At 60.3% G+C, this 15,396-nt stretch carries 16 protein-coding genes; 6 read left to right on the top strand and 10 right to left on the bottom strand.

The genetic code is table 11. The features are described 5' to 3' along the window. Nucleotides 1-14: 14 nt before the first annotated feature. Nucleotides 15-2,078, bottom strand: coding sequence for a M3 family metallopeptidase (locus FHT85_RS19010; protein ID WP_112412985.1), 2,064 nt, complete (start codon nt 2,076-2,078; stop codon nt 15-17). A 99-nt stretch (nt 2,079-2,177) separates the two neighbouring features. Then, nucleotides 2,178-2,819, bottom strand: coding sequence for a LysE family translocator (locus tag FHT85_RS19005; RefSeq protein WP_112336339.1), 642 nt, complete (start codon nt 2,817-2,819; stop codon nt 2,178-2,180). A 159-nt stretch (nt 2,820-2,978) separates the two neighbouring features. On the opposite strand from FHT85_RS19005, the gene FHT85_RS19000 reads away from it, so the two are divergent. Then, a complete protein-coding gene (locus tag FHT85_RS19000; protein WP_015341442.1) occupies nt 2,979-3,461 on the top strand; it encodes a MarR family winged helix-turn-helix transcriptional regulator in 483 nt (160 codons plus the stop codon). Between the two features lie 78 nt (nt 3,462-3,539). Here FHT85_RS19000 and FHT85_RS18995 read toward each other — a convergent pair whose 3' ends face one another. Beyond that, nucleotides 3,540-4,763: an argininosuccinate synthase gene (locus tag FHT85_RS18995; RefSeq protein ID WP_112412886.1), complete on the bottom strand. Its 1,224-nt coding sequence runs from the start codon at nt 4,761-4,763 to the stop codon at nt 3,540-3,542. Between the two features lie 182 nt (nt 4,764-4,945). Here FHT85_RS18995 and FHT85_RS18990 point away from each other — a divergent pair, with 182 nt between their 5' ends. Together FHT85_RS18990 and FHT85_RS18985 are read left to right on the top strand one after the other, a co-directional pair. Then, the gene (locus tag FHT85_RS18990; protein ID WP_112336337.1) at nt 4,946-5,800 is read left to right on the top strand and encodes an SDR family NAD(P)-dependent oxidoreductase; all 855 of its coding nucleotides are present in this window, start codon (nt 4,946-4,948) and stop codon (nt 5,798-5,800) included. 62 nt (nt 5,801-5,862) lie between these two features. Further along, nucleotides 5,863-6,504 carry a LysE family translocator gene (locus tag FHT85_RS18985; protein ID WP_112412887.1) on the top strand — a complete coding sequence of 214 codons (642 nt, stop codon included), beginning with the start codon at nt 5,863-5,865 and terminating at the stop codon, nt 6,502-6,504. On the opposite strand, the gene FHT85_RS18980 is transcribed toward FHT85_RS18985, so the two are convergent. The 5 genes from FHT85_RS18980 to FHT85_RS18960 form a co-directional block, all read right to left on the bottom strand. Beyond that, on the bottom strand, nt 6,488-6,916 hold the full coding sequence (locus tag FHT85_RS18980) for a hypothetical protein (RefSeq protein ID WP_112336335.1): 429 nt from the start codon (nt 6,914-6,916) through the stop codon (nt 6,488-6,490). The genes FHT85_RS18985 and FHT85_RS18980 overlap by 17 nt on opposite strands. A 5-nt stretch (nt 6,917-6,921) precedes the next feature. Then, a complete protein-coding gene (gene rlmN / locus FHT85_RS18975) occupies nt 6,922-8,157 on the bottom strand; it encodes a 23S rRNA (adenine(2503)-C(2))-methyltransferase RlmN (protein WP_015341447.1) in 1,236 nt (411 codons plus the stop codon). A gap of 287 nt (nt 8,158-8,444) precedes the next feature. After that, nucleotides 8,445-9,008 carry an invasion associated locus B family protein gene (locus tag FHT85_RS18970; protein ID WP_112336334.1) on the bottom strand — a complete coding sequence of 188 codons (564 nt, stop codon included), beginning with the start codon at nt 9,006-9,008 and terminating at the stop codon, nt 8,445-8,447. A 333-nt stretch (nt 9,009-9,341) separates the two neighbouring features. Then, nucleotides 9,342-9,731 carry a YkvA family protein gene (locus FHT85_RS18965; RefSeq protein ID WP_112336333.1) on the bottom strand — a complete coding sequence of 130 codons (390 nt, stop codon included), beginning with the start codon at nt 9,729-9,731 and terminating at the stop codon, nt 9,342-9,344. Between the two features lie 66 nt (nt 9,732-9,797). Further along, complete coding sequence (locus tag FHT85_RS18960; protein WP_112336332.1) at nt 9,798-10,103, bottom strand: 4a-hydroxytetrahydrobiopterin dehydratase; 306 nt, start codon at nt 10,101-10,103, stop codon at nt 9,798-9,800. 90 nt (nt 10,104-10,193) lie between these two features. Here FHT85_RS18960 and FHT85_RS18955 point away from each other — a divergent pair, with 90 nt between their 5' ends. Beyond that, nucleotides 10,194-10,676 (top strand): low molecular weight protein-tyrosine-phosphatase, encoded by a 483-nt coding sequence (locus FHT85_RS18955; protein WP_112412888.1) that lies wholly within the window; start codon nt 10,194-10,196, stop codon nt 10,674-10,676. Here FHT85_RS18955 and thpR read toward each other — a convergent pair. Next, nucleotides 10,607-11,203: an RNA 2',3'-cyclic phosphodiesterase gene (gene thpR, locus FHT85_RS18950; RefSeq protein WP_015341452.1), complete on the bottom strand. Its 597-nt coding sequence runs from the start codon at nt 11,201-11,203 to the stop codon at nt 10,607-10,609. The two genes, FHT85_RS18955 and thpR, sit on opposite strands and share 70 nt — an antisense overlap. 68 nt (nt 11,204-11,271) lie before the next feature. Further along, nucleotides 11,272-11,922 (bottom strand): arylesterase, encoded by a 651-nt coding sequence (locus FHT85_RS18945; protein ID WP_112412889.1) that lies wholly within the window; start codon nt 11,920-11,922, stop codon nt 11,272-11,274. 82 nt (nt 11,923-12,004) lie between these two features. On the opposite strand from FHT85_RS18945, the gene FHT85_RS18940 reads away from it, so the two are divergent. Together FHT85_RS18940 and FHT85_RS18935 are read left to right on the top strand one after the other, a co-directional pair. Next, the gene (locus FHT85_RS18940; RefSeq protein WP_112398325.1) at nt 12,005-12,715 is read left to right on the top strand and encodes an ABC transporter ATP-binding protein; all 711 of its coding nucleotides are present in this window, start codon (nt 12,005-12,007) and stop codon (nt 12,713-12,715) included. Next, the gene (locus FHT85_RS18935; RefSeq protein WP_112412890.1) at nt 12,712-15,261 is read left to right on the top strand and encodes an ABC transporter permease; all 2,550 of its coding nucleotides are present in this window, start codon (nt 12,712-12,714) and stop codon (nt 15,259-15,261) included. Before FHT85_RS18940 ends, FHT85_RS18935 begins: the two co-directional genes overlap by 4 nt. The last annotated feature ends 135 nt before the right edge of the window (nt 15,262-15,396 follow it).

Raw genomic sequence — 15,396 nt, 5'->3', positions numbered from 1 at the left:
TACCAACGCAAAGATCAGGCTGCAAGCCCCTTCTTCTTCAACATCGCATCCGGGCTCGGCAATTTGCCACGGAAAGCCTTGTAGGCATCTTCCGGGTCGATCGAACCGCCAACGGAATAGATGTTGGCCTTCAATTTTCCGGCCATACCCGGATTGAAGGCATCGCCGGTTTCCTCGAAGGCGGCGAAGGCATCGGCGTCGAGCACTTCCGACCACATGTAGGAATAGTAGCCGGCCGAATAGCCGTCGCCGGAAAACACGTGCTGGAAGTGCGGCGTCGCATGGCGCATGACGATCGATTTCGGCATGCCGATCTCGGCCAGAACCTCCGCCTGCAGGCCCATCGGATCCTCAACCGCACCGCGGGTATGGAAGGCCATGTCGACCAGAGCCGAGGAGGTGAATTCGACCGTATTGAAGCCGGCATTGAAGGTGCGCGCCGCCAGAACCTTGTCGAGCAGTGCCTGCGGGATCGGAGCGCCGGTCTCATAATGCACGGCATATTCCTTGAGGATGGCAGGCACGGTGAGCCAATGCTCGTAGAGCTGCGACGGCAGTTCGACGAAATCGCGGGAAACGCCGGTGCCCGAAACCGAGGGATAGGTGACGTTCGAAAGCATGCCGTGCAGCGCATGGCCAAATTCGTGGAACAGCGTGCGAGCATCGTCGAGCGACAGCAGCGCCGGCCGACCTTCCGCCGGCTTGGCGAAGTTGCAGACGTTATAGATGATCGGCAGCTCGCCGACCTTGTCGTTCTTCAGCGGCAGCTTGTGCTGCGACTGGAACGAGCTCATCCAGGCGCCAGAGCGCTTCGAACTGCGGGCGAAGTAATCCCCGAGAAACAGCGCGACGAGTTTGTCCGAACGGTCACGGATCTCGAAGACGCGCACGTCGGGATGATAGGCAGGAATGCCTTTCTGCTCGACAGCCTTGATGCCGAAGAGGCGGCCGGCAACATCGAAGCAGGCAGCGATGATCTTTTCGAGCTGCAGATAGGGCTTCAATTCGGTTTCGGAGAAATCGAACTTCCGCGTCCGGATCTTCTCGGCATAGTGTCGCCAGTCCCAGGGCATGACCTCGTGGTTGCGGCCCTCCTCGGCGATCAACGCTGCGATATCCCTTTCTTCTTCTGCCGCGCGTGCTGCCGCCTTGCCCCACACGGTCATCAGGAGATCGTTCACCGCATCAGGCGTCTTCGCCATGGTATTATCAAGCTTGAGTTCGGCGAAATTGGCATAGCCAAGCAGCTTCGCCTTCTCTGCTCTCAGTGCCAGAGTCTCGCGAATGATCTCACGATTGTCGGTCTTGCCACCATTGGCGCCACGCGCCACCCAGGCGTTGAAAGCCTGCTCACGCAAATCGCGGCGCTCGGAAGAGGTGAGGAACGGTTCGATGATCGAGCGCGACAGGGTGACGGCATATTTGCCCTCCTCGCCGCGTTCGCGCGCAGCCGCCGCCATCGCCTCGCGCAGATAGTCGGGAAGGCCGGCAAGATCGGCCTCCTCCGACAAGAGCAGCGCCCAGCTCTTTTCATCCGCCAATACGTTCTGTCCGAATTGCGCCCCGAGGCCGGCAAGCTTCTCGTTGATGGCAGAAAGCCGCTCCTGCTCTGCCTTCGGCAGCTTGGCGCCCGACTTGACGAAGCCCTTCCAGTGCCGTTCCAGCACGCGGGTTTCCTCGAGCGTCAGCCCAAGGGCGTCGCGGCCCTCCCAAAGCGCATCGAGGCGGGCAAAGAGTGCCGCATTGGTGCCGATCTTCGAATAATGCCGCGCCATCTTTGGTGCGATCTCGCGCTCCAGCGCCTGGATGGTCTCGTTGGTATGAGCGCCGGCCTTGTTCCAGAACAGCGCCGAAATGCGCGAGAGTTCATCGCCGGCGATTTCGAGCGCCGTCACCGTGTTGGCGAAGGTCGGCGCTTCGCTGTTGCCGGCGATCGCATCGATCTCGGCTTCATGCGATGCAAGCGCCACATCGAAGGCAGGTGCAAAATCCGTATCCTTCACCGCATCGAAACGCGGCAGCCCTTGATGTCCGGTCCATTCGGTGAGCGCAGGATTGACGGCGGTTTGGGAAGACATGCGGGGCATCCTTTCGACAGACATCTGATCGAAGCACGATATAAGGCTGCTCCCGCCGAATTGGTATGGCGGGGGAGCGAACAAATTGAACGAGGACGGTCAGGCTTTGCGCCAACCGAGTAGACCGGGCGTGGCATGCCAGAGCGCCTGCGCCGCAAAGCCCATGAAGAGGACGCCGGAGCAGCGCACGATCAACCGTTCATGCGCGCGATAAAAGCGCCGAACAGCGCCTGCTCCGATGATGCTGATAAGAATAATGTCGGCCGTTATGAAACCTGCAAAGGAAACGGTCAGCAGCAGCGGTAGGGCGCTGAAGGTCAGCGCGCCGGCAGAGCCCGCGACAAGCGCCGTGAAGGTCGCCAGTGCAACGGGATATCCCTTCGGATTGGTGACGCCGAAAATCAGTCCACGACGGAAGGGCCGCTCGACGTTGACGAGCGATTTGCCGTCGTCCTTCGGCTTGGCGGTCACCGCGCTCCAGCCGATCCAGGCAAGGTAGAAACCGCATAGCAATCCCAGCAGATCGAAGACGAAGGTGCCGATGGTCTTTGCGCCGACGATGGCGACCAATGCAAGCGTGGACCAGACGAGATCACCAAACAGATGGCCGCTGACGAAGAATGCACCCGCCTTGCGCCCCTGTCCTGCACCGATGCCGAGCAGCGCCAGGAATGCAGGACCGGGAATGAGCACATAGAAAAGCGCGGCCAGAAAAGCGCCGACAACAAGCGATTGCGTCATGATGGATGGTTCCCGCTGTTAATCGCGCGAGAGTAGCAATCTGCTGAACCCGGTCAAGCAGCAGCGCGTTTTCGGACAGAAGTCGTTGTGTTCACAGGACGAAGTCAATAAGAACGTTGTGGGGCCTAAAAATTAAAGAGCGTAGGTAGGGAAGCGCTTATGAGCAGCAGGATTAATACGGATTCACTTGCCTTTCTTGTGACCGACTGCGCCCGACTGATCAGGGCGGCCTTCGAGCGACGTATTCTTGTCGCCGGGCTCGGACTGACGGCGGGCGAAGCGCGGACGCTGATGCAGGTGGCTGCCATCAATGGTAGTCGCCAGCTTGACATCGCCTCCCGGATGGGGCTGGAGCCGATGACGGTCAGCGCCTTTCTGGACAAGCTGCAGGCGCGCGGCTTGATCGAACGCCAACCTGACCCGCTCGATCGTCGTGCCAAGCGGATCGTGCTTTCGGAATCCGCCGACGCCAAGCTGAAGCAGATCGACAGGGAAATCTGCGAAGTCGAGCGTAACGCGACGCAAGGCTTCGACAATGACCTTCAAGTTCAGCTGCATGACGCACTCTGCGCCTTTCGCGGCAATCTGCAGAAGGCCGAAGCACCTGCCGAAGTCGAACGTGAATTGAGGCCGGTCGATTAATTTCGGCCGCCACTTTCCTGATAAGAAAGCCCGCCTCCGGCGACCGGAAGCGGGCCTTTCAGCATCTGGAAATGTCGATTATTTCGACAGGTTGCGCTTGGCGAGCGTGCGCAGGCGCAGCGCGTTCAACTTGATGAAGCCAGCCGCATCCTTCTGGTCATAGGCGCCCTGGTCGTCCTCGAAAGTCACGAGCTTGTCGGAATAGAGCGACTTCGGGCTCTCTCGGCCGATAACCATGACATTGCCCTTGTAGAGCTTCAGTGTCACTTCGCCTTCGACGTGCTCCTGGCTCTTGTCGATGAGAGCCTGCAGCATTTCGCGCTCCGGCGAGAACCAGAAGCCGTAATAGATCAGCTCGGCATAGCGGGGCATCAGCTCGTCCTTGAGGTGCGCAGCACCGCGGTCGAGCGTGATGGATTCGATGGCGCGGTGGGCTGCGAGCAGGATCGTGCCGCCGGGGGTCTCGTAGACGCCGCGCGACTTCATGCCAACGAAACGGTTCTCGACCAGATCGAGACGCCCGATGCCGTTGTCGCGGCCATACTCGTTAAGCTTCGCAAGCAAGCTCGCCGGGCTCAGGCGTTCGCCATTGATCGAAATAGCATCGCCTTTTTCGAAGCCCACCCTGATGATCGTCGCCTTGTCGGGAGCGGCTTCCGGCGAGATCGTGCGCATGTGCACATATTCAGGCGCTTCCTGGGCCGGATCTTCCAGAACCTTGCCTTCGGAAGAGGAGTGCAGCAGGTTGGCATCGACGGAGAAAGGCGCCTCGCCCTTCTTGTCCTTGGCGACCGGGATCTGGTGCTTCTCGGCGAATTCGAGGAGGTCGGTGCGGCTCTTGAACGACCAGTCGCGCCAGGGAGCAATGATCTTGATGTCCGGGTTCAGCGCATAGGCCGAAAGCTCGAAACGAACCTGGTCGTTGCCCTTGCCGGTCGCGCCATGCGCGATGGCATCGGCGCCGGTCTTCCTGGCGATCTCGATCAGATGCTTGGAGATCAGCGGACGGGCGATCGAGGTGCCGAGCAGGTAGACGCCTTCATAGACGGCATTGGCGCGGAACATCGGGAAGACGAAATCGCGCACGAATTCCTCGCGCACGTCCTCGATATAGATTTCCTTGATGCCGAGCATTTCGGCCTTCTTGCGCGCCGGCTCCAGCTCTTCGCCCTGACCGAGATCGGCGGTGAAGGTGACGACTTCGGCGCCAAGCTCCGTCTGCAGCCACTTCAGGATAATCGAGGTGTCGAGACCGCCGGAATAGGCGAGAACGACTTTCTTCACGTCTTTATGTGATGCCATGATGAGTTCCGTTTCAAGGCGGACCAGGGGAAAGGCCCGCAAAGCTGTATCGCCGAACTTTTAGCGAGATTATCGTGAGGCGCAAGGGGAAGCGCTGCAACGGCGGCTTAAGCGGTTTGACTTGCCTCCCGAAAGTACCATATTCGGCGGCGACCGAACAATGCCTGAGGAGGGCGCCGCTCGTGACCGATATTCAAGACATTTTCAAGAAATCCAATGTTGCCGTTATCACCGGAGGCGCTTCCGGCATCGGCTTCGCCGCAGCAAAACACTTCGCCTCGCTTGGCATGAGCGTCGTCATCGCCGATCTCGGCGGCGATCGCCTGGCCGAAGCGAGTGCTGAACTCAAGACGATCACAGGCGAAGAGCATGTCATGGCTATCGAGACCGATGTCGCCAGCAAAGACTCGCTGGAAGCGCTGGAACGCGCAGTCCTGCAGCGTTTCGGCCGCGTGCATGTCTTGATGAACAATGCCGGCATCGGCCCGGAGACCTCGATCTTCAGCGCCCAGGCCGGCTGGGATGCCATCCTTGGCGTCAACCTGCTCGGCGTCATCAACGGCACGCGCACCTTCGGACCCGGCATGCTGGCCCATGGTGAACCCGGCCTCATCATCAACACCGGCTCGAAGCAGGGCATCACCACGCCTCCCGGCAACCCAGCCTACAATGTCTCGAAGGCCGGCGTCAAAGTCTTCACCGAGGCGCTGCAGCACGAGCTGCGCAATACGGAAGGCGCGAAGATATCGGCTCACCTCCTCATTCCGGGCTTCGTCTTCACCGGCCTTACCAAGGGCGAGCGCAGGGAAAAACCCGCCGGCGCTTGGACGCCGGAGCAGACTATCGATTTCATGGTGGAAAGCCTGAAACGCGGCGATTTTTATATTCTTTGCCCCGATAATGACGTGGCTCGGCCGGTCGACGAACGCCGCATGCTCTGGGCCGCCGGCGATATCGTCGAGAACCGGCCGCCGCTGTCACGCTGGCACCCGGACTATGCCGATCAATTCAAGGCCTTCCTGGAAAAGAAGGATTGATTTGCAAGTCGCAAAAAGCCGGATAAGAGAAAACGCACCCCCATCCGGCTTTGGAGCATCCCATGGACTTCATACCCAGCCTGCCGACCCTCCTTGCCTTTTCGGCGGCAAGCCTTCTGCTGGCGATGACGCCCGGCCCCGACATGACGCTGTCGATCAGCCGCGCGCTGGCGCAGGGCAAGAAGGCGGCGCTTTTCGTCGTGCTTGGCACCACGCTCGGTGTTGTCGTCCACACCTGCCTCGTAGCCTTCGGCATCTCCGCGCTGATCACCGCCTCGCCTGTCGCCTTTACCGTCCTGAAGGCCGGCGGTGCCGCCTATCTGCTCTGGCTCGCCATCCAGGCGATCCGCTTCGGCTCCAGCCTGTCGGTGAAGAAGGTCGATACCGCCGGCGGAACACCGCTTGCAAACATCTCCAACGGTTTCTGGGTCAACCTGCTGAATCCGAAGGTTATCATCTTTTTCATGACCTTTCTTCCGCAATTCGTCACCGCCGGCGATCCTGCCGTCACACACAAGCTGCTCTTCCTGGGCCTCTTCTTCATCGTCATCGGCATGCCGGTGAACGCACTCGTCGTTCTCGCCGCCGATGGCCTGTCGTCCTGGCTGCAAAGGAACCGTGGCGTAATGCGCGGCCTCGACTACGCCTTTGCCGGCGTCTTCTCGATCTTCGCGGTGAAGATCTTCTTCACTCAGGCTCGTTGAAAGTGGACCATTGGCCGGCAAACCGGCCGGCGATCCACCAATAGACGGTGGCGCTTGCAGCGCCTAGGAAGGCAAAGCAGACGGCGATAGTGATCAGATTGAGCGTCTGCGGCCGCTCCATACCGCCCGAAATCAGGACGGACGCGACCGCCGACAAGGTCGCGCCGAAAATTGCATAGCCATACCACCGACGCATGCCGCGCCATTCGAGAATGGGAATGACCACCAAGGACGGCAGGATACTGACGATCATCGCGACCTTGGTCAGAGCAATGGTCAGGACGAAAAGCTCCGGCGCGGCAGTCTCCGGCACGGTCCATGCAGCAACGCAGGCCAGCACGAAGCCCATCAGAGCACAAGCGGCGACATAGCCCCAAAGGAGGCGTATCGGCTTGCGCAGTCCGAGAAGCATCGATCTCAATCCTCGCCGTGATTGGCGATCATCATAGCTTCGAAAGCCAGTCGCTCCGTCTTGCGCATGCGCTCGGATTCCGACTTCAGCTGGCCACAGGCGGCGAGAATGTCCCGGCCCCGCGGCGTGCGGATCGGCGAGGCGTAGCCGGCCGAATTGATGAAATCGGCGAACTTCTCGATCTGCTCCCAGTCGGAACACTGATAGTTCGTGCCCGGCCAGGGGTTGAACGGGATCAAATTGATCTTGGCCGGAATGCCCTTCAGAAGCTGGATCAGCCCCTTCGCATCCTCGAGGCTGTCGTTGACGCCCTTCAGCATCACATATTCGAAGGTGATGCGCCGGGCGTTCGAAAGGCCGGGATAGGCACGGCAGGCGTCCATCAGCTCTTTCAGCGGATATTTTTTGTTGATCGGCACCAGCATGTCGCGCAGGTCATCGCGTACGGCATGCAGCGAGATTGCCAGCATGACGCCGATCTCGTCGCCGGTGCGATAGATTTCCGGCACGACACCCGAGGTCGAAAGCGTGATGCGGCGTTTGGAGAGCGACAGGCCATCGCCGTCGGAGGCAATCAGCAGCGCCGTTTTGACGCTGTCAAAATTATAGAGCGGCTCGCCCATGCCCATCATGACGATATTGCTGACCTTACGGCCCTCGGCCGGCATGATCGTGCCTTGCGGCGCTTCGCGGTCCGGGAAATCGCCGAGACGATCGCGCGCCAGAAGCAGCTGCGACAGGATCTCTTCCGCCGTCAGGTTGCGCACCAGGCGCTGCGTTCCGGTATGACAGAAGGAACAGGTGAGCGAACAGCCGACCTGGCTGGAAATGCAGAGCGTGCCGCGACCTTCCTCCGGAATATAGACGGCCTCGATCTCGACGGGACGCCCTGCCCCGCGCGGCGGAAAGCGCAGCAGCCACTTGCGGGTGCCGTCATTGGAGACCTGCTCCTCGACGATTTCGGGACGGGCGATGGTGAAATGCGTCTTCAGCATTTCGCGCATGTCCTTCGACACATTGGCCATAGCATCGAAATCGGAGACGCCGCGCACGTAGATCCAGTTCCAGAGCTGGCTGACGCGCATCTTGATCTGCTTGTCGGCGACACCCTTTTCCTTGAGCGCCGCACCCATTTCTTCGCGCGTCATGCCGATGAGCGATGGCTTCGGCGCAAGCTCCACGGGCTGCGATACGGGCATCGGCTTGAGCCTGGAGGGGGTTATGACATCGGTTGCGGACATAGGATCGTTCCAAAGGTTCACATCGGCGATGCCGCAAAAGCTGACGCAAGCTGCGGATGCGGGCAAGGCACGGAAATCTGAAGATTCATGCGGCGGCGGGGCAATCTATCTGCCGCACACCTATCGTTGGCGCGGCCTTTAGCATTAATTTCCGCCCGCGTCATCCCTTTACCTCGAAAGCATGAGACCAGCCTTCAAAAGCAAAAGGCCGGTCAGTAACGGCCGGCCTCATCCTTACGGTCACGGCGACGGGAAGATCACATTCGCGTGATCTCTCGGTCTTCGAACTATTTGCAGTTTTCGATCTGCTTCAGCGCAGCGCTGACACCCTTCAGCGAATAGGTGTAGGAAGTCGCGGTGCCCTTCTTCGAGGTCGCGGAAACCTTCAGCGAATGTCCGGACTTCAGTGCGGCAACCAATGCCGGCTCCTGCGCGGCGTTTTCAACCCACGCGGCCTTCTCCTTGGTGAACATGACGAAGGTCTTATTGTCGATGGTGACATTGACCTTGGAGTTGTCCTTGAGGGGGTACCCCATCATCGCTTGCGGCTCATACGAGATGTTCTGGCCCGGGCGCTGCGACACGATGAAGAAATTGTCGCCATGATCGATGCCGGTTGCCGGCGCCTTGGCCGTCGGCACGGAAAGAACGTAGCAAACCTTGCCGCCGGCGGACTGGTAAGAGTAAGCGCCCCAGGCGTCGAACTGCTGAATGCGCGTCGGAGCTGCCGGCGATGCCGCCGCTGCCGCTGGTGCCTGCTGCGTCTGCTTCTGCTTCTTGGTCTGCGCGGACGCGATGCCGGTTCCGGCCAGAACGAGCGAGAGGGCGATTGCGAAGCTTTTTACAAACATGGTTTCCTGCCGATTTCTTGCGGTCCAGAGCTCATGGCGAATCGTTTGACGCACGCCTATGCTCGTGAGCTGCCTTATTTTGACTTTATTCAGGTTACCAAACCGTCAACGGAGAGCCACCCGCCACTGGCTCCGTGTCATTTCAACCCAGGTATCGCACGAAGCTTGAAAGGCACAAGAAGGAATTGGAAAACCCGGATGGTGGAGTACCACCCAACAGATTCGATTTAAGACAGAAAGATTCAGGCAAGAATTTGACCTCGCTAAAATCAGGTCCCCCTCATAAAGCTCTGGAAAGCTGAGAAGATTCGAACCGGTCAGGAAAAGCGGCCATTATGCCGTCTTCATGGCCTCGGGCTCGTTCTGCAGAGCCCGGTCAGCGGCATCATAATGCTCCTGGCGGATATGCCCCCTGATCATGCTGAACGCGAGCGTCAGCACCGCAACGTCGTCGGAATAGCCAATGACGGCAAAGAAATCGGGAATGATATCGACGGGCATGACGAAATAGCCGAGCGCCCCCAGCAATATGCCACGAACACGGGTCGGCGTCTGCGGGTCGAGCGCGCAATAGAATGCGGCCACGACATCGCGTGAAAACGGGATATGGCGAGCCGCCTTCCGCAAGGTCGGCCAGAATTTTCTGCGCACCGATTTCTCCTGCTCTTTTTGGGTCTCTTCGTCACCAGGCATCAGGATTTCCCCGTACTTGATGTCATCCATTCCATTCACCTCAATCGAGGCCCGTCGGCCGGACCGTGTAAACATATGGTGATCGCCTGGCGCGATTCAATCGATCCGGCGCGCGGCTGCCTTCTCCATCGCCTTCGCCAGCTTGACGTCATGATCGGTCAGGCCGCCGACGTCATGCGTCGTCAGTCTCACCTCGACCCGGGAATAGACGTTGAACCATTCCGGATGATGGTTGAATTTTTCCGCAGCAAGGGCTGCTTCCGTCATGAAGCCGAAGGCTTCGACGAAATTGCGAAACTTGAAGGTCTTCGAAATCGAAAGCCCATCGGCCGCAAGCGCCCAGCCGGAGAGCTCCGCAAGATTTTCATCGATTGCCGCCCGGTCCAGCTTGTCGTATTTCATGGCAAGTCACTCCTCTCTAAAGCAATTCCAGGAATTGTGCGTAGCGGTTTTCATGGAATTGCGTAAAAGCTCTAGCGGTTGAACGATAACATGGATCGTTACAGGGTTCTTTTCGTCTGCGCGGGCAATATCTGCCGCTCGCCCCTCGCTGAAGGCATATTCAGGCATCTGGCTGATGAGGCCGGGCGTGGTGGCGAGTTCGAGATTGATTCGGCCGGTACTGGCGGCTGGCATCAGGGAGAACGCCCGGATCGCCGCTCGGTTGCGGTCGCCGCCGGCCACGGAATCGATATTTCAGCCCAGCGCGCCCGCCGCATTGAGCCGACCGATTTCAGCCGGTTCGATCTTATCCTGGCAATGGATCAAGACAATTTGAAGAACTTGCGCAAGACAGCGCCCGCCGATTCCCTCGGCAAACTGCATCTCTTCAACGTCCTTACGCTTGGCAGCAACAAGGACATCCCTGATCCCTACTACGGCGACCGCGAAGATTTCGAAGTCGTCTACACCATGCTCTTGGCAGGCTGCAGCGCGCTGTTGCCCAAAGTTGGGAACGCGCTGCGGGGCTCGTGAAGCGGGAATATCTCTTCGGTGAGATAGGGACCGCCGCCGACAGATTCGCGCGAGGACAGAAGCACGAAGCGCCCGACCGTGAAGGGCTGTGTGTAGAAATTGCCGCGGCCGGAGAGATAGTGCACAACATCGTCGACCCGCGAGGACTTCAGCCTGGCGAGCGTCACATGCGGCGTGAACTTGCGTGGATCCGGCTGCAGGCCGATCCGCTGGCAGATGCGCTCGATCTCGCCTTGCAGCGCGAACATATCCGGTGTCTGCGAGACCCCGGCCCAAACCGAATGCGGTTTTTTGGAGCCGAAGGAACCGATGCCCTCCAGCCGAAGCTGGAATTCAGGTCGATCTATCCGGTCCAGCCGGTCGACGATCTCATCCGCCGTGCGGCCATCGACATCGCCGATGAAGCGCAAGGTGATATGATAATTTTCAACGTCGATCCACCTGGCTCCCGGGAGTCCACCGCGCAACAATGACAGGCTCATGGCCGCATTGCGCGGAATTTCGAGGGCGGTAAAAAGTCTCGGCATGACGAGCACTCCCCGAATCTCTTGCAGGTACAGGTAGGGAATCACGCATTTGCAGTCGGTGCAAGCATCTATTTCGCACCTGCGTCAATCATCCCTACAAAACTCATAATATCAGGCAACATATGCTCGACCATCACATCGACCCCCTTGGGGTTCGGATGCATCCCGTCCGAAAGCTGCAAATCCGCATGGGTGGCAACGCCATCGAGGAAGAACGGATAGAGCGAAAGCTGGTATTTGTCGGCCAGCCGCTTGTAGATCGGGTTGAATTTATCGGCGTAGTCGCCACCCATGTTCGGCGGCGCCAGCATGCCGATGAGAAGGATCGGGATCTTCCTGACCTTCAATCGCTCGATCATCGTCTCGAGGTTCTTTTCCGTCTGTTCCGGCGGAATGCCGCGCAGTGCGTCGTTGGCGCCAAGCTCCAGGATCACACCATCAGTGCCATCAGGCACCGACCAGTCGATGCGCGAGAGGCCGCCTGAGGTCGTATCGCCCGAAACGCCGGCATCGGCGACGGCGATATCGAGCCCTTTGGCCTTCAGCGCCGCCTCAAGCTTCGCGGGAAATCCGTCGCCCGGCGGCAGCTGATAGCCCGCCATCAGGCTGTCACCGAAGCCGACCAGCTGGATCGTCCGTGCATTGGCAGAATGAACCGCGCCAAACAAAAGACCGAAAGTGATGACAGCGAAGTGAAGCGCGGCAACTTTAAAACCCATGATTCATTCCCTAAATTCGCTGCTCGGGCCAAATCGCGCCCGCCATTGTCTCTGATGTTCTCTGATATATAGGGCGTTCGCATTGGCAAAAACCATCATCGAGCTGAAGAAGGCGGATTTGACGCTCGGCAATGCCGCCGCATCAGTCCATGTGCTGAAGGGCGTTGACCTCACCATCATGGAGGGTGAATCGGTGGGCATCGTCGGCCCCTCCGGTTCCGGCAAGTCCACTCTGCTGATGGTGCTGGCCGGCCTCGAAAAGCTCGACAGCGGCGAACTTCTGATCCGCGACACGCCACTGCATAGCCTGAGCGAAGATCGGATCGCAGATTTCCGCGGCCGCAACATCGGCATCGTTTTCCAATCCTTCCACCTCATCGCCAACATGACAGCGCTCGAAAATGTCGCCGTGCCGCTGGAACTTGCGAACGTCCGCGATGCCTTCGATATCGCCAGGCGGGAGCTGGAAGCGGTGGGTTTGGGCGAGAGGCTCACGCACTATCCCGGCCAGCTCTCCGGCGGCGAGCAGCAGCGTGTCGCCATCGCCCGCGCGCTGGCGCCTTCACCAGCCGTCCTGATCGCCGACGAACCGACGGGCAATCTCGATACCGATACCGGCCGGCAGATCGCCGACCTGCTCTTCGCCCAGCAGGCCGAGCGCGGCACGACCATGCTGCTCGTCACCCATGATCCCGCCCTTGCCGCGCGCTGCTCGCGGCAGATCCGCGTCCGTTCCGGCGAAATCGAGAACGACAGCATGCGCACGCGCACCAACCAGGCAGCCATTGCATGAGCGCGGCGGCGGGACTGCGCCTGCCCCTCGCCTTCCGCCTTGCCATGCGCGAACTGCGCGGCGGCCTTGGCGGCTTCTATATCTTCCTCGCCTGCATCGCGCTCGGCACTGGCGCGATCGCTGCGGTCAATTCCGTTTCCCGTTCGATCACCGACGCGATTTCGACGCAGGGACAATCGCTGCTATCAGGCGACGCCCGTTTCGAACTGCGCAATCGGGAGGCGACGCCGGAAGAATTCACCTACCTTCAAAGCTTAGGCAAAGTTTCGCGCTCCACCGGCCTGCGCTCCATGGCGAGGCTGCCCGATGGCTCCGACCAGGCGCTGGTCGAGGTGAAGGCGGTCGACGATGCCTATCCGCTCTACGGCACCTTCCAGGCCGATCCCGATCAGCCCTTGTCGACGCTGCTTGCCGCCAAGGACGGTGCCTATGGCGCCGTCGTGGCACCGCTGCTGCTTGAACGGCTGAACCTCAAGGTCGGCGGCGATCTGCTGCTCGGTAACACCAGGCTGCGCATCACCGGCACCATCGCCAATGAACCGGACGCCGTCTCCGAAGGCTTCGGCTTTGCGCCACGTCTGCTCACCAGCCGCGACGCCCTGATTGCTTCCGGCCTGATCACCACGGGCAGTCTGGTCGAGCAATCCTACAAGATCCGCATGGACAACCCCGCAGCCGGCATCCGCAATCTCACTGACCGCGCCAATGCAGCCTTCCCGCAAGCCGGCTGGTCGATCCGCAGCAGTGATCGCGCTGCTCCCCAGCTCGCCGATAATGTCACGCGTTTCTCGCAATTCCTGACGCTGGTCGGCTTGGCCGCCTTGATCGTCGGCGGCGTCGGCGTTGCCAATGCCGTACGCGCCTTCCTCGATTCGAAGCGCACGACCATCGCCACCTTCAAATGCCTGGGCGCGCCGGCCTTCGTCGTTGTGCTGATCTATCTCATCCAGATCGCCGTCATTGCGCTTGCCGGCATAGCAATTGGCCTCGTCCTCGGCGCCATCGCGCCGATGATTGCGTCGCAATTCATGGCCGAATTCCTGCCGATTTCCACCGCCCCGCGGCTTTATCCCGGCGCGCTGACGCTCGCTGCCGTCTTCGGCCTGCTGACGACGTTGGCCTTCGCCATTCCACCGCTCGGCCATGCCCGCGAGGTACCGGCAACCGCACTGTTTCGCGAGCAGGGATTCGAAGCGCGCCGCCTGCCCGGCTGGCCCTATCTGCTCGCCGCCGGTGTGCTGATGGCAGCACTTGCTACGTTGGCGATCGTCACCGCCTATGATCGCTTCATCGCGATCGTCTTCGTCGTTTCGATTGCCGCCGCCTTCGTAGTGCTGCGCGCCGTTGCCGCCGTGCTTTCCTGGCTTGCCCGCCGCAGCCCGCGCGTGCGTTCGCCCGCCCTGCGCCTGGCGATCGGCAACATTCATCGGCCCGGCGCGCTCACCTCCTCCGTCGTGCTCTCACTCGGCCTCGGGCTGGCGCTGTTGGTGACCCTGACGCTGATCGACGGCAATATGCGCCGTGAGCTCATGGGCCGCATGAGCGAGCAGGCGCCGAATTTCTTCTTCGTCGACATTCAGGGGCCGGAGCTGGAAGGCTTTCGCAAGATCGTGCTCGACATCGACCCCAAGGGCAAGCTCGTCGAGGCGCCGATGCTGCGCGGCCGGATCGTCGCCTTCAACGGCGAGGATGTCACCAAGATGAAGGTGCCGGCAGCAGGCCAATGGGTCCTGCGCGGCGACCGCGGCATCACCTATGCCGATACGGTGCCGGAAAATGCCTCGGTCACGGAAGGCAAATGGTGGGACAAGGACTATGGCGGCGAGCCGTTGGTTTCCTTCTCCGAAGAGGAAGGTAAGGCGCTTGGCCTGAAGCTCGGCGACAAGGTCACCGTCAACGTACTCGGCCGCAACATCACCGCCAAGATCGCCAGTTTCCGCAAGGTTCAATGGCAGTCGCTGTCGATCAATTTCGTGATGATCTTCTCGCCCAATACCTTCAAGGGCGCCCCGCATGCCTGGCTCGCCACCCTGACAGACATATCAGCCACTTCGGAACAGGAAGCAGCTATCCTGAGGAAAGTCACGAATACCTACCCGACCATAACAAGCGTCCGGGTCAAGGATGCACTCGATGTCGTCAATACGCTCGTGGGACAACTCGCGACGGCTATTCGTTCCGCCGCATCTGTCGCGCTCATCGCGTCCGTGCTGGTGCTGGCCGGTGCGCTCGCTGCCGGCAACCGCGCCCGCACGCACGATGCCGTCATCCTCAAGACGCTCGGCGCAACGCGCGCAACATTGATCCGTGCCTTCAGCTACGAATACCTGATCCTGGGCGCGGCAACCGCCGTCTTCGCCTTGATCGCGGGGGCTGCCTCCGCCTGGTATATCGTCAGCCGCATCATGCACCTGCCCTCGGCCTTCCTGCCCGACGTTGCCCTCTCGACGCTGATTATCGCCCTGATTTTGACGGTCGGTATCGGCCTGATCGGTACTTGGCGGATTCTCGGGCAGAAAGCAGCGCCCGTTCTGCGCGAACTCTGAATTCGTCTTTGCGCATTAACCGAACGCGATGAATCGGTGCGATATTACGCCGATTTAACATGGGGCCGACCGCTAGACCCTTGTCTACAAGGCCCGAAAGCCTCATATTCTGTGCAGGCATGCTGAGCTCCGCAG

Origin of the sequence: Rhizobium sp. BK312 (assembly GCF_014193605.1) — a bacterium.
Taxonomy (GTDB): domain Bacteria; phylum Pseudomonadota; class Alphaproteobacteria; order Rhizobiales; family Rhizobiaceae; genus Rhizobium.
Note: the sequence above shows the minus strand (reverse complement) of the source record. Positions and strands in the feature narration are given on the sequence as shown.